Origin of the sequence: Psychroserpens sp. NJDZ02 (assembly GCF_004843725.1) — a bacterium.
Classification (GTDB): domain Bacteria; phylum Bacteroidota; class Bacteroidia; order Flavobacteriales; family Flavobacteriaceae; genus Olleya.
The window spans coordinates 1,671,519-1,685,183 of sequence record NZ_CP039451.1 but is presented as its reverse complement, the minus strand read 5'-3'; the positions used below and the strand labels follow the sequence as shown (position 1 = coordinate 1,685,183).

11 protein-coding genes are annotated in these 13,665 nt (G+C 35.0%); all 11 read right to left on the bottom strand.

Annotation, left to right across the window (positions count from 1 at the left end; translation table 11 throughout):
• Positions 1-10: 10 nt before the first annotated feature.
• On the bottom strand, positions 11-1,072 hold the full coding sequence (locus tag E9099_RS07340) for a M20 family metallo-hydrolase (RefSeq protein ID WP_136583020.1): 1,062 nt from the start codon (positions 1,070-1,072) through the stop codon (positions 11-13).
• Entirely contained in the window at positions 1,069-1,845 is a 777-nt protein-coding gene (gene argB, locus E9099_RS07335; RefSeq protein ID WP_205961029.1) for an acetylglutamate kinase, read from the bottom strand. Before argB ends, E9099_RS07340 begins: the two co-directional genes overlap by 4 nt.
• A 559-nt stretch (positions 1,846-2,404) precedes the next feature.
• Positions 2,405-3,340 (bottom strand): N-acetylornithine carbamoyltransferase, encoded by a 936-nt coding sequence (locus E9099_RS07330; protein WP_136583019.1) that lies wholly within the window; start codon positions 3,338-3,340, stop codon positions 2,405-2,407.
• 235 nt (positions 3,341-3,575) lie between these two features.
• Positions 3,576-4,706: an aspartate aminotransferase family protein gene (locus E9099_RS07325; protein WP_136583018.1), complete on the bottom strand. Its 1,131-nt coding sequence runs from the start codon at positions 4,704-4,706 to the stop codon at positions 3,576-3,578.
• Positions 4,703-5,503, bottom strand: a complete 801-nt coding sequence (proC, locus tag E9099_RS07320) for a pyrroline-5-carboxylate reductase (protein WP_136583017.1) — start codon at positions 5,501-5,503, stop codon at positions 4,703-4,705. Before proC ends, E9099_RS07325 begins: the two co-directional genes overlap by 4 nt.
• Before the next feature lie 160 nt (positions 5,504-5,663).
• Positions 5,664-6,647 carry an N-acetyl-gamma-glutamyl-phosphate reductase gene (argC, locus tag E9099_RS07315; RefSeq protein ID WP_136583016.1) on the bottom strand — a complete coding sequence of 328 codons (984 nt, stop codon included), beginning with the start codon at positions 6,645-6,647 and terminating at the stop codon, positions 5,664-5,666.
• 85 nt (positions 6,648-6,732) lie between these two features.
• The gene (locus tag E9099_RS07310; protein WP_136585154.1) at positions 6,733-7,929 is read right to left on the bottom strand and encodes an argininosuccinate synthase; all 1,197 of its coding nucleotides are present in this window, start codon (positions 7,927-7,929) and stop codon (positions 6,733-6,735) included.
• A 28-nt stretch (positions 7,930-7,957) separates the two neighbouring features.
• Positions 7,958-8,593 carry a GNAT family N-acetyltransferase gene (locus tag E9099_RS07305; protein ID WP_136583015.1) on the bottom strand — a complete coding sequence of 212 codons (636 nt, stop codon included), beginning with the start codon at positions 8,591-8,593 and terminating at the stop codon, positions 7,958-7,960.
• Positions 8,594-9,024: 431 nt separating this feature from the next.
• Positions 9,025-10,617 carry an NADP-dependent glyceraldehyde-3-phosphate dehydrogenase gene (locus E9099_RS07300; protein ID WP_136583014.1) on the bottom strand — a complete coding sequence of 531 codons (1,593 nt, stop codon included), beginning with the start codon at positions 10,615-10,617 and terminating at the stop codon, positions 9,025-9,027.
• Positions 10,618-10,783: 166 nt separating this feature from the next.
• A complete protein-coding gene (ilvA, locus tag E9099_RS07295; RefSeq protein ID WP_136583013.1) occupies positions 10,784-12,052 on the bottom strand; it encodes a threonine ammonia-lyase IlvA in 1,269 nt (422 codons plus the stop codon).
• 97 nt (positions 12,053-12,149) lie between these two features.
• The gene (gene ilvC / locus E9099_RS07290; protein ID WP_136583012.1) at positions 12,150-13,652 is read right to left on the bottom strand and encodes a ketol-acid reductoisomerase; all 1,503 of its coding nucleotides are present in this window, start codon (positions 13,650-13,652) and stop codon (positions 12,150-12,152) included.
• Positions 13,653-13,665 lie beyond the last annotated feature (13 nt).

Here is a 13,665-nt window from a genome sequence, read left to right as displayed (position 1 = left end):
TTCGCTTTTTCTACAGTACTTTTTCTAATAATTCAATATATATTTTAATCCCTTCTTCAATCTCATTCAAGTAAATAAACTCGTCAGCAGAATGTGATCGCGTGCTATCTCCAGGCCCTAATTTTAAAGACGGACAACTCAACACCGCTTGATCAGATAATGTTGGCGAACCATAAGTGTTTCTACCAATTTCTATTCCTGCAATTACCAATGGATGATCGATTGGAATGGATGACGAATTTAATTTTATACTACGCGGAATAATACTATCACAAGGCGCTTCCTTTTGTAAAATATTGACAATGTCTTGGTTAGAATATTTATCATTTACACGCACATCAACCACCAATTTCACATCCGCAGGAACTGCATTATGCTGCTTTCCTGCGTTGATTTGTGTAACGGTCAACTTTACCTCTCCCAAAGCTTCCGACGTCTTATCAAACGTGTAATTTTTAAACCATTCTAATACCGGAATTGTTTTATAAATAGCATTATCGTGATTTGGATGCGCAGCATGACTTGGCGTTCCTTTTACGATTGCATCAAACACGACTAAGCCTTTTTCGGCAACAGCCAAATTCATTAAAGTCGGCTCTCCAACAATAGCAACATCCACTTTTGGAATGACTGACAACATACTATTTAACCCATTTTCTCCGCTACTTTCCTCTTCTGCGGAAGCGACAATTACCAAATTATAATTTAGGCCTTTTTTATCATAGAAATAAGCAAACGTTGCCAACAAACTCACCAAACAACCTCCAGCATCATTACTACCTAAACCATATAATTTTCCGTCTTCAACAATAGCTTTAAATGGATCTTTAGTGTAACCATTATTGGGTTTTACCGTATCATGATGCGAGTTTAGCAATAGCGTTGGTTTGCTCTCGTCAAAATGCTTATTGGTTGCCCAAACATTATGATTGGTTCTTTTAAAAGGAATATCCTGTTGCGCAAACCATTGCTCAATATGCGCTGCTGTTGGACCTTCTTCCGAAGAAAACGACTGCGTTTCTATCAATTGTTTTAATAAAGCAATTGCTCTTGTTGTTAGTTTTTCTATCATTTTGAAATCGTTGTATGTTTATTATATTTATCGAAAAGCATTTCTGATTTACCAATACAAACTTTTCGAACTTGATTATTTACAGCATGAAAACAGTTATTTAATTTTGGCAACATGCCTTCATAAATAATACCCTTTTCAATTAACGGTTGATAGGTTTTAGTGTTAATGTTTTGGATAATAGAATCGTCATTATTTACATCTTCTAAAACACCATTTTTTTCGAAGCAATAATATAATTCAGTTTTATATTTTGTTGCAAAACCTATTGCTAATTCGGAAGCAATCGTATCTGCATTTGTGTTTAATAATTGTCCGTTTTTATCATGTGTAATGGCGCAAAACACAGGTGTAATCGCATTGTTTAAAAGAATTTCTAACGTTTCAGTATTTACGTGTTTAACATCTCCTGCAAAACCATAATCAATAGGTTTTGATGGTCTTAAATCTGAAACTATCGTGTTACCATCCGCTCCTGAAAAACCAATAGCATTACAATTATTGGCTTGTAATTGTGCGACTATAGTTTTATTGATTTTTCCAGCATATACCATTGTAATAATATCTAAAGTCACTTGATCGGTTACGCGTCTTCCGTCAATCATTTTAACCTCAACTTGCATTTGTTGCGCTAATTTTGTTGCTAATTTCCCACCTCCATGCACTAAAATTTTAGGAGTATCTATAGTCGCGAATGCTTTTAGGAATTGCTGCAAAGCATTATCATCATCAATGATGTTTCCTCCAATTTTTATGATTTTTAGTGTTTTCATACGTATTCTTCTTTTGATGTGATACTGAAATGAATTCAGTATGACGTGACGGATTAACATTAACTTGTTACCTACTTTAAAACCACAGTCGTCAAGCTGAACTTGTTTCAGCTTCTCATTATTAGCTTTTTGTGACACTGAAATGAATTCAGCATGACGTAACGGGGTAACATTAGCTAATTACCTACTTTAAATCTTCAGTCGTCAAGCTGAACTTGTTTCAGCTTCTCATTAGTAGCTTTTTGTGTGATACTGAAATGAATTCAGTATGACGTGGCGTATTGACATAACCTCTTTTCTTATTTATAACCACTTCCGTCAAGCTGAACTTGTTTCAGCTTCTCATTATTAGCTACTCGTGTGATACTCAAATGAATTCAATATGACGTGACGGATTGACCATAACTTGTTTATTTCTTTAAAACCACTTCCGTCAAGTTGAACTTGTTTCAACTCCTCATTATTAGCTTCTTGTGTGATACTGAAATTAATTCAGCATGACGAAGTCATATGTTTCAATTAAAAGATTGCTTCAATCGTTCCTCATTCGCAATGGCGTTTACAATTCTTCCAAAATCTGCTTCAACACAATTTGCGCAGCAAAAGTCCTATTGTTTGCTTGCTGAATAACCACTGATTGCTCGCCATCCAAAACCGCATCTTCCACAACCACGTTACGTCTTACAGGCAAACAATGCATAAATTTTGCATTACCCAACTTCGCTTTTGTCATCATCCAATTCTTGTCTTGACTCAGTACTTTTCCGTAGTTTTTATAATTACTCCAGTTTTTAACATACACAAAATCAGCACCTTTCAAAGCCTCTTCCTGATTGTGATTTATTGGTGTGTTTTTCGTGATTGTTTCGCTTAATTCATAACCTTCAGGATGTGTAATGGTTAAATCTACATCCATATTTTGCATCATTTCTACAAACGAATTGGCAACTGCTTGTGGCAATGCTTTTGGATGTGGTGCCCAAGACAATATTACTTTAGGTTTCGTATTTTTAGATAATTCAGTAATAGTAATTGCATCTGCCAATGCTTGTAAAGGGTGCGCTGTTGCACTCTCCATATTTACAATTGGTACTGTTGCGTATTTTACAAAGCTGTTCATCACAAACTCACTTTCATCCTTTGTCTTATCTGTTAAACTCGGGAATGCTCTCACAGCAATCACATCTCCATATTGCGAAATCACCTGTGCTGCTTCTTTAATATGTTCCGATGTGTTTGCATTCATAATTGTGCCATCTTCAAACTCTAAGCTCCATGCGTCATTAACATTTAAAATCATCACATCCATACCTAGGTTTTTTGCTGCTTTTTCTGTGCTTAATCGCGTACGTAAACTGGAATTAAAAAACAGCATGACCAATGTTTTATGTTTTCCTAAATCTTCGAATTTAAAAGGATTCTTTTTTAGTAAAATCGCGTCCTTTATGGTTTCTTGAAGATTTGATATGTCTTTTATTTTTGTGTAATTTTTCATGTATTTATTATTCCCGTCTTGCTGAATGACTTTAATTCTCACTGCTATGTGATTCTGAAACTAGTTCAGAATGACGTTGCTATTTAACTCTGTTTTCCTAACTTATTAATGCTCAATAAAACTCATATTTTAAAGGAACTCCCCTCAAGTATTCACCGCTCTCGTCAAGCTGAATTCAGTTCAGCTTCCCATTATTATGTGATTCTAAAACTAGTTCAGAATGACGTTGCTCAAGCTAGCCTTGCAACTCACTTTTTAAAGCCTCAAAAAACAAATCGACATGTTCTTTCTTTATCGTTAAAGGCGGAAGAATTCGTAATAAATTAGGATTCTTCGCGCTTCCTGTAAATATCTTATGATCAAAAATTAGTGCCTTACGTAGTTCAGCAATCGGAAAATCAAATTCCAATCCTAACATTAAACCGCGTCCTTTTATGTTTTTAATTGCCGAAATTTCTTTTGCTTTCTCAACAAAATAAGCTGAGATATCTTTAGCATTTTGCATTAAGTTTTCTTCTTCAATCACTTCCAAAACAGTAGAAGACGCCACACATGCCAAGTGATTCCCACCAAAAGTGGTTCCTAACAAACCAAAAGAGGCTTTAATATTTGGATGAATTAAAATCCCACCAATCGGAAACCCATTCCCCATACCTTTGGCAATCGAAATAATATCAGGCGTCACATTATATTTCTGAAATGCAAAGAAATCGCCAGTTCTTCCAAAACCAGATTGCACCTCATCTGCAATAAAACACGTATTGTATTTTTTGCATAATTCATCCAAGCCTTCGTAGAATTCCGCTGTACTTTCATCCAATCCCCCAACACCTTGAATACACTCGATAATTACAGCGCAAACATCATTTTTAGCCAATGCTTTTTCTACACCTTTTAAGTCTCCTAATTCTAGAATTTCAACCTCTTGCTGTGCATTAATTGGCGCGATAATCTTCGCGTTATCGGTTGCCGCTACTGCTGCAGAAGTACGACCATGAAAGCCATTTTTAAAAGCAATTACCTTTTTCTTTCCGTTATGGAAGGATGCTAATTTTAAAGCATTTTCGTTAGCTTCTGCTCCAGAATTACATAAAAACAACTCGTAATCTTTACAACCTGATAATTGCCCTAATTTATCGGCTAATTGCACTTGTAATGGATTTTGAATCGAATTACTATAAAACCCTAATTTAGCAACTTGATCAGAAATGGCAGTCACATATTTTGGATGAGAATGCCCAATAGAAATCACAGCATGTCCACCATATAAATCTAAATATTTGGTGTTATTTTTATCAAAAACAAAGATATCTTCAGCCTTTACTGGTGTGATATCAAATAATGGATACACATTAAATAAACTCATATCTGCTCTTCTTTAATGTTACTAATCTTGTTAAACGAGGCAATCATACCTTGTATTAAAGACGAACTCAACCCTTTGTGCTCCATCTCATTCAAACCTTCAATCGTACACCCTTTTGGAGTCGTTACCCTATCTATTTCCTCTTCCGGATGATTCCCATTGGTAATCAATAAACTTGCAGCACCTTCACTAGTATACATCGCTAATTCTTGCGCTTCTTTAGCATCAAAACCTAACTGAATAGCAGCCTGCGTTGTTGCTCTAATTAGACGCATCCAAAACGCCACACCACTTGCGCAAACCACAGTTGCTGCTTGCATTTGACTTTCCGGAATACTTAAAGAATGTCCTAAGCGGTTAAAAATAGCCTCAGCGATTTTAATGCGTTTTTCGCCTTGCACATTACTGCACAAACACGTCATGGATTTACCAACTGCAATTGCTGTATTTGGCATCGCACGAATGATAAATTTATCGGCACCAACTTGTGCTTCAATTTTAGGAATCAGAAAACCTGTAATGGTCGAAATCAAGACGTGTTTCTCTGTTAATTCTGGCTTAATGTCATTCAATATTTGCTCAAAATGTGCTGGTTGCACCGCAAAAATGATGATATCAGATTGTTTTACAGCTTCGGTATTATCCGTTGTTAAATGCACATTTTTATAACCATCAAATTCTTGAATCTCATCCAAATTCCGTTTGGTTAAATACAAACTAGTAATCGCATTGTTGGTAATCAAACCTTTTGCGATAGACTTTCCTAAGTTTCCTGTTCCTATAATTGCTATTTTCATTTGTTCGATTTTTTTGTTTGGGCGTTACCACAAGGGTCGCGTCTTCCGTTATATCTTTTTTGCCTTGTTCTCGATAAAAATTTGCTCATGCTTCACAAATTCACTCGAACTGACGTCAAAAAAGGATGCCACTTCAACCGCTAACGCAGCTGCAGTACTTTTAAAAATAAGTTGCTTTCAGTTTTAAACCTTCTGTTTCATCAAAACCAAACATTAAGTTCATGTTTTGAACAGCTTGTCCCGAAGCACCTTTTAATAAATTATCAATGATACTTGTCACCAATAATTTGTCTTCATGTTTATGTAAATGAAGAATACACTTATTGGTGTTTATTACTTGTTTTAAGTGAATCTCATCATCCGAAACCACAGTAAAAGCAGTATCTTTATAAAACGCGTTATACAATGCTTTTGCGTCTTCCAAGTTTCCTTTAAACCTAGTGTACATGGTCGCAAAAATTCCTCTTGAAAAATCACCTCGATTTGGCATAAAGTTGATCTCCGAATTAAAATTAGATTGCAACAGTTTCACCGATTGATTAATCTCTCCTAAATGTTGATGCGTAAAAGCCTTATAATGCGAAAAGTTATTATCTCGCCACGTAAAATGTGTGGTTGCTGATAACGATGTCCCTGCGCCTGTCGCTCCTGTAACCGCATTAATATGTACATCGTTTTGCAATACTTCAGCTTTAGCTAAAGGCAATAATGCCAACTGAATCGCAGATGCAAAACACCCTGGATTTGCAATGTAATTCGCTTTTTTAATCGCTTCTTTATTTAATTCCGGTAAACCATAAATAAACGTTTTGCCTTCAAAAATGGCATCTTTAGTTAACCTGAAATCATTACTCAAATCAATAATTTTAGTTTCAGCAGAAAATGAATTTTTCTCTAAAAACCCTTTAGAATTTCCGTGACCTAAACACAAAAACAGCACCTCTACTTCTGAGTTAATTTGACTTGAAAACTCTAAATCTGTACTACCAATTAAATCTTGGTGTACTTTAGATATTTTGTTACCAGCATTTGACGTACTGTAAATAAAATTGATGTTTGCTTTTGGATGATTTAACAACAATCTAATAAGTTCTCCAGCTGTATAACCTGCACCTCCAATGATTCCTATTTCTAATTTTTTCATATCTATTTCCCTAGAAAACGGGAATCTTTTAGTTCAACTGACTTCAGACCTGTTAGGTTTCAAAAACCTAACAGGTCTCATTCAATTAATTATTTACTTGTTGATAAATCTTATTTTGATTACCAACTATTTTGATAAAGCCTTTAGCCTCCTCAGCAGTCCACCCTTTATTTTCTTCGCCATAACTTCCAAACTTTGCATTCATTAAATCATGTTTAGAGCTAATTCCGTCTACGGTAAAATGGTATGGTTTTAAGGTTACAAAAACATCTCCCGACACTTTGCCTTGGCTGCTTTGCAAAAAGGCTTCCATGTCACGCATTACAGGATCTAAATATTGCCCTTCATGCAAATGCATTCCGTAGAAATTTGACATATAATCCTTGTGTTGTAATTGCCATTTGGTCAACGTATGCTTTTCTAATAAATGATGCGCTTTAATAATCACCAAAGCTCCTGCAGCCTCAAAACCAACACGACCTTTAATACCAACTATTGTATCTCCAACGTGAATATCTCTTCCAATAGCATACCCTGACGCCAAGTTGTTTAAGACTTCAATATTTACGTCTGATGCGTTTTCAATTCCGTTTACAGCAACCAATTCGCCTTTTAAAAAGGTTAATGTCACTTTTTCATCCTCTGCATGCTTTAATTGTGAAGGATAAGCACTTTCTGGTAATGGCTTTTCTGATGTTAATGTTTCTTCTCCACCAACACTGGTTCCCCAAAGTCCTTTATTAACAGAATATTTTGCCTTTTCCCAAGAAGCTTCGATACCGTTTTCTTTTAAGTAATCAATTTCTTGTTGTCTGCTTAAACTTCCGTCTCTAATTGGCGTGATGATTTTAATATGTGGCGCTAACGTTTGAAAAATCATATCAAAACGTACTTGATCATTTCCAGCTCCCGTGCTTCCGTGTGCGATATATTCGGCATCAATACTTTTAGCATATTCGATAATTTCGATTGCTTGAATAATACGTTCTGCACTAACAGATAACGGATAGGTATTGTTCTTCAAAACATTTCCGAAGATTAAATACTTAATCACTTTATCATAATACGATGCAATTGCGTCAATATTTTTATAGGTTGACACACCCATTTTATAGGCATTAGCTTCGATAGTTTTAATTTCTTCATCAGAAAAACCACCCGTATTTACGCTTACCGCATGCACATCGTAACCTGCTTTACTTAAACTTACTGCACAATAGGATGTATCTAATCCACCACTATATGCTATGACTAATTTCCCCTTTTTGTCACTCTCTGACATCTTTCCCAAAGAGAAAGCATTATAGGATTTATTCGCTTTTTTCATTCTTTTCTTTTTTTAAGAACATAGATTGCTTAATATTTTTCAATCTGGTCCATACTTTTTTATCATGATTATTTGCTACTGGTTTTATTGCTTCCTTTTTAGAAGGATCATACAACATCCCTGTACACAAGCACATTTTTTGTTCTGTCCTAGTTAAAACATCAAAGTTTTTGCAGGTCTGACAACCATTCCAAAAGGATTGATCGTCTGTTAATTCTGAAAACGTCACTGGTTTATAGCCTAAATCGCTATTCATTTTCATAACCGCTAAACCTGTAGTAATACTAAATACTTTAGCATCCGGAAACTTGGTTCTAGAATGCACAAATATTTTATGTTTGATCTGCTTAGCTAAGCCAATGTTTCTAAAATCTGGATGTACAATTAATCCAGAATTAGCTACAAATTTGCCATGACCCCATTGTTCGATATAACAAAAGCCTGCAAATTTATCGCCCTCTAAAGCAATAACAGCATTACCATTTTCCATTTTAGTAATAACATATTCCGGCTTGCGTTTTGCAATACCTGTCCCTCTAACTTGAGCAGCATCAGCAATAGTGTTACAAATAATATCTGCGTAAATACTATGCGATTTATCAGCAATAACAATTTCCATTGTAATTGAATTTTAAATTAAAAAATGTAATAATTTTTGTTTTTGAAAGCAGAACCGGACTCACCTTAGTTCTATAAATAGAAGTACACCCTAAGGGCGACGACAGAAAATAGGACGTAGGGTTATCCTGTTATTATTTCTAATAACTGTATTTAAAAAAGAAACTATTTGTGTTGGATTGTTCACTGTCTGAAAAAAAAATAAAAACTATTAACTAAAAGCTTGAAGTATGCGTATTAGCGACGTCGTCTGCGTAATAGCAAACTTGTGGGTCTTTCGTTTTTATTTAGTAATGTAAACATGTTGTAAATCTATAAATTAATTTAATACAAACTAGTAAAATATTCAATTAGTCCAATTTTTTATGAAATCTTAATTTTAAAGCCCAATAATTATATAAATCTCATTATTAGGCTTTTCAACTTTAAAAACTATAAAATATAATCTGTACTTACAAAGTTTGATGCTCTAGAATCTAACAATTCTTTTAAAATAGCATTGTTATACTCGTTGTCTTTTGAAGCTACAAACGTCCGTATCGAAAAAGAACGCAAGGCATCATGTACACTTAATGTTGCTACTGCGGAATCTTTACGCCCTGTAAACGGATACACATCTGGCCCACGTTGACAAGAACTGTTTAAATTGACACGACACACTAAATTTACTAACGTATCAATTAAGGGTGCTAGTGTCTTTACATCCTGACCAAACAAACTAACTTGTTGTCCATAATTAGAGGCAGCCATATCATCTAAAGGTTGTTCAATATCTGTAAAAGGAACGACTGGAATTACTGGTCCAAATTGCTCCTCTTGAAATACGCGCATGTCTTTAGACACAGGATACAAAACTGCTGGAAAAATATAATTCTCTGTCGTCTCTCCTCCTTTTGCATTAATAATTTTTGCGCCTTTAGAAGTAGCATCATCTATTAACTCTTGAATATATGCTGGTTTCCCAGGCTCAGGTAATGGCGTTAGTTTAGCTCCATCTTCCCATGGGTTACCAAATTTAAGCGCGTCTACTTTTGCTGAAAAGCGCTTATTGAATTCTTCTACAATATCTTGATGTACATACAGCACTTTTAACGCTGTACATCGCTGCCCATTAAAAGAAGTTGACCCCGCGATACACTCGTCTATCGCCAAATCTAAATCAGCATCTTTTAAAACAATTGCAGGATTTTTTGCTTCTAAACCTAAAACCAAACGTAGTCTATTACTTTTTGGGTGCTGATTTTGTAATGCATTTGCAGAAGTACTATTTCCTATCAAAGCCAATACATCAACTTTTCCAGATTCCATAATTGGAGAAGCCACAGTACGTCCTCTTCCATAAATAATATTAACAACTCCTTTTGGAAAACTAGTTTGAAACGCTTCTAGTAAAGGTGAAATTAATAAAACACCATGTTTTGCTGGTTTAAAAATGGTTGTATTACCCATAATTAAAGCCGGAATCAATAGTGCAAACGTTTCATTTAAAGGATAATTATAAGGCCCTAAACACAATACCACGCCTAAAGGTCCACGACGAATATGAGCATTTACACCTGCATTTTTTTCAAATTTAGCACTATCGCGGTCCATTTGTTTATAATCTTCAATAGTATCATAAATGTATTCAACCGTTCTATCAAATTCTTTTTCCGAATCCGGTAAACTTTTACCAATTTCCCACATTAGTAACTTCACGACTTCGTCACGTTTGGTTTTCATTTGCAACACAAATTTCTCCATACATGCAATACGATCCACTACTTTCATGGTTGGCCATAAACCTTGACCTTTATTATAAGCAACACACGCAGCGTCCAAAGCCTCTAAAGCTTCTTTTTCTCCTAAAGTTGGAATACTTCCTAGTAAAGTAGGCTTATAATCTGCGGTAGAAGAAATTGATGAAAATACCTGTGACGTTTCTCCACTCCAAGGTATTAATTCTCCTCCAACCAAATACGTGTCTTGATTAGTTTGATTTGTAATTTGAAAGGCTTCTGGAATATTTAAAAAAGGTGTTTTCATTTGTGAAATATTAAAATATTATAAAGCTAATTTCAAACAAAAAACCCACGTAACCAATTATAAATAAAAGATTTAGTGAATTATCACGTATTTAAACTTTTAAATATTTATAACTCATTACTAAAACGTTTTAGCAAAAACATAATTCATTTTTAAAACTAAAATATTAGACTAAAAACTGAAATAAATCCGGCTTATCATTTAGATAATCTCCATAAAAATTGTGCCGTTTCATTTTTGTAATCAAGGGCTCTAGGTCGTTTGGAGATTTTAACTCAATTCCAACTACAGCAACATCATTTTCACGATTAGCTTTTTTAGTGTATTCAAAATGAGTAATATCATCTGTATCACCCAAAATATCAACAACAAAATCTCTTAATGCTCCTGAACGTTGCGGAAACTTAACAATAAAATAGTGCTTTAAATCAGCATACAATAGCGCGCGCTCTTTGATTTCGGCAGTCCGTGTAATATCGTTATTACTTCCGCTAATAACACAAACTACATTTTTACCTTTAATTTCTTCTTTAAAATATTCTAAAGCAGATAAACTTAAAACCCCTGCAGGCTCTGCTACAATCGCTTCTTTATTGTATAAATCTAAAATGGTTTGGCAAATCTTACCTTCATCTACAGTAACCACACGATGTAATGTCTCTTTACAAATAGCAAAATTTAAATCACCAACACGCTTGACCGCTGCACCATCGACAAAACTATCGATCTCATCTAACTCGGTGTTTGTATTATTTCTTATTGACGTTAACATGGAAGGTGCCCCTTTTGGCTCCACACCTATAATTTTTGTGTGTGGTGATAATAACTTAAAAACAGACGATAAGCCTGAAGATAAACCACCACCTCCAATAGGCACAAAAACGTAATCTATTGGATGAAACTCCGTTTGATCTATAATCTCTAGACCAACCGTTGCTTGACCTTCAATCACTTTTTTATCATTAAACGGATGAATAAACGCTTTGTTTAAACGTTCGCAATCCTCCATTGCAGCATGATACGCATCATCAAACGTATCGCCCACTAATACTACCTCTATATAATCTTCTCCGAACATTTTAACCTGTTCCACCTTTTGATTTGGTGTTGGAGACGGCATAAAAATAGTCCCTTTTATTTTTAACAATTTACAAGATAACGCCACACCTTGCGCATGGTTTCCTGCACTTGCACATACAATTCCTTTTTCAGCTTCTGCTTCAGTTAAAGACGACATTTTATTATAAGCGCCTCTAATTTTATAGGAACGTACTTGCTGTAAGTCTTCGCGTTTAAACATGATATTTGCTTCAAATTGCTTTGAATATCGCATGTTTGAAATTAAAGGCGTTACGGTAGCAACGCCTCTTAATTTTTCGGCAGCAGCCTCAACAGCTTCTAAAGTGGGCCTGTATGTTGTTTTGGTTTCTTCCATTTTTTGATGAGATCCTGAATCAAGTTCAGGATGACAATATTTTTATGTTATAAATGAAACACTTCGACTGCGCTCAGTGTGACAAGCTAATTAGCTATTATGCTAAAACTGATGCTTCCGTCTTAACATCAGATTTTATAATTTTCATTGCTGTCATTGCAGCTCTTAATCGTTTTCCGACTGCTTCGATTGGATGATTTCTAATCGCATCGTTTACTGCTATTAATTCGATATTATCAACCCCTGTTGTTGCAGAAAATGATTTACCAATTATATCTGTTTCAACCGTTTTCATAAAATCTGTTAATAACGGTTTACAAGCATGGTCAAATAAATAACACCCATATTCTGCTGTATCAGAAATGACTCTGTTCATTTCAAATAATTTTTTTCTAGCAATTGTATTCGCTATTAATGGTAACTCGTGAAGCGACTCGTAATAAGCAGAGTCTTCAATAATTCCCGCACTTACCATAGTTTCGTAAGCCAGTTCTACACCAGACTTTACAAATGCGACTAATAATGTCCCGTGATCAAAATACTCTTGCTCAGAAATATGATCCGGAGTTAATGCTGTTTTCTCAAAAGCAGTTTCGCCAGTTGCAGCTCTCCATTTTAAAAGATTTACGTCATCATTTGCCCAATCTTCCATCATTGTTTCTGAAAAATGACCAGAGATAATATCGTCCATGTGTTTTTCGAATAACGGACGCATGATATCTTTTAATTCTTCAGATAATTGATACGCTTTAATTTTTGCTGGATTAGATAAACGATCCATCATATTTGTAATTCCACCATGTTTTAAGGCTTCCGTAATAGTTTCCCAACCAAACTGAATTAATTTTCCAGCATAACCAGGCTCAATACCTTCTGCAACCATTTTATCGAATGACAAAATTGCTCCTGTTTGAAGTAAACCACATAAAATAGTTTGCTCTCCCATTAAATCACTTTTCACCTCAGCAACAAAAGACGATTCCAACACTCCTGCACGATGACCACCAGTTGCAGCAGCATAGGCTTTTGCTTGCGCCCAACCTTTATTTTCTGGGTCGTTTTCTGGATGCACAGCAATTAATGTTGGCACACCAAAACCACGTTTATACTCTTCTCTAACTTCTGTCCCTGGACACTTTGGAGCAACCATAATTACGGTGATATCCGCTCTTACTTTTGTGCCTTCTTCAACAATATTAAATCCATGAGAATAGCTTAATGTTGCGCCTTTTTTCATTAAAGGCATTACCGCTTTTACCACGTTTGTGTGTTGCTTATCTGGTGTTAAATTCAATACTAAATCTGCAGTAGGAATCAACTCGTCATAAGTCCCAACAGTAAATCCGTTAGAATTAGCGTTTTTAAAAGACTCACGCTGCTCATCAATCGCAACCTGTCTTAATGTATACGAAATATCTAAACCAGAATCTCTCATGTTTAAACCTTGGTTTAAACCTTGTGCACCACAACCAACAATTACAATTTTTTTTCCTTTTAATGCATTTACACCATCTTCAAACTCTGAAGCATCCATGAATCTACATTTACCTAATTGATCTAATTGATTTCTTAATGATAATGTGTTAAAGTAATTTGACATTGTGTTATTTTTT

Bases quoted from the DNA above. Each gene is read 5' to 3' on its own strand.
- proC (WP_136583017.1), bottom strand. From the start codon at position 5,503: ATGAAAATAGCAATTATAGGAACAGGAAACTTAGGAAAGTCTATCGCA.
- argB (WP_205961029.1), bottom strand. From the start codon at position 1,845: ATGAAAACACTAAAAATCATAAAAATTGGAGGAAACATCATTGATGAT.
- ilvC (WP_136583012.1), bottom strand. From the start codon at position 13,652: ATGTCAAATTACTTTAACACATTATCATTAAGAAATCAATTAGATCAA.
- E9099_RS07325 (WP_136583018.1), bottom strand. From the start codon at position 4,706: ATGAGTTTATTTAATGTGTATCCATTATTTGATATCACACCAGTAAAG.
- E9099_RS07310 (WP_136585154.1), bottom strand. From the start codon at position 7,929: ATGTCAGAGAGTGACAAAAAGGGGAAATTAGTCATAGCATATAGTGGT.
- ilvA (WP_136583013.1), bottom strand. From the start codon at position 12,052: ATGGAAGAAACCAAAACAACATACAGGCCCACTTTAGAAGCTGTTGAG.
- E9099_RS07300 (WP_136583014.1), bottom strand. From the start codon at position 10,617: ATGAAAACACCTTTTTTAAATATTCCAGAAGCCTTTCAAATTACAAAT.
- E9099_RS07340 (WP_136583020.1), bottom strand. From the start codon at position 1,072: ATGATAGAAAAACTAACAACAAGAGCAATTGCTTTATTAAAACAATTG.
- argC (WP_136583016.1), bottom strand. From the start codon at position 6,647: ATGAAAAAATTAGAAATAGGAATCATTGGAGGTGCAGGTTATACAGCT.
- E9099_RS07330 (WP_136583019.1), bottom strand. From the start codon at position 3,340: ATGAAAAATTACACAAAAATAAAAGACATATCAAATCTTCAAGAAACC.
- E9099_RS07305 (WP_136583015.1), bottom strand. From the start codon at position 8,593: ATGGAAATTGTTATTGCTGATAAATCGCATAGTATTTACGCAGATATT.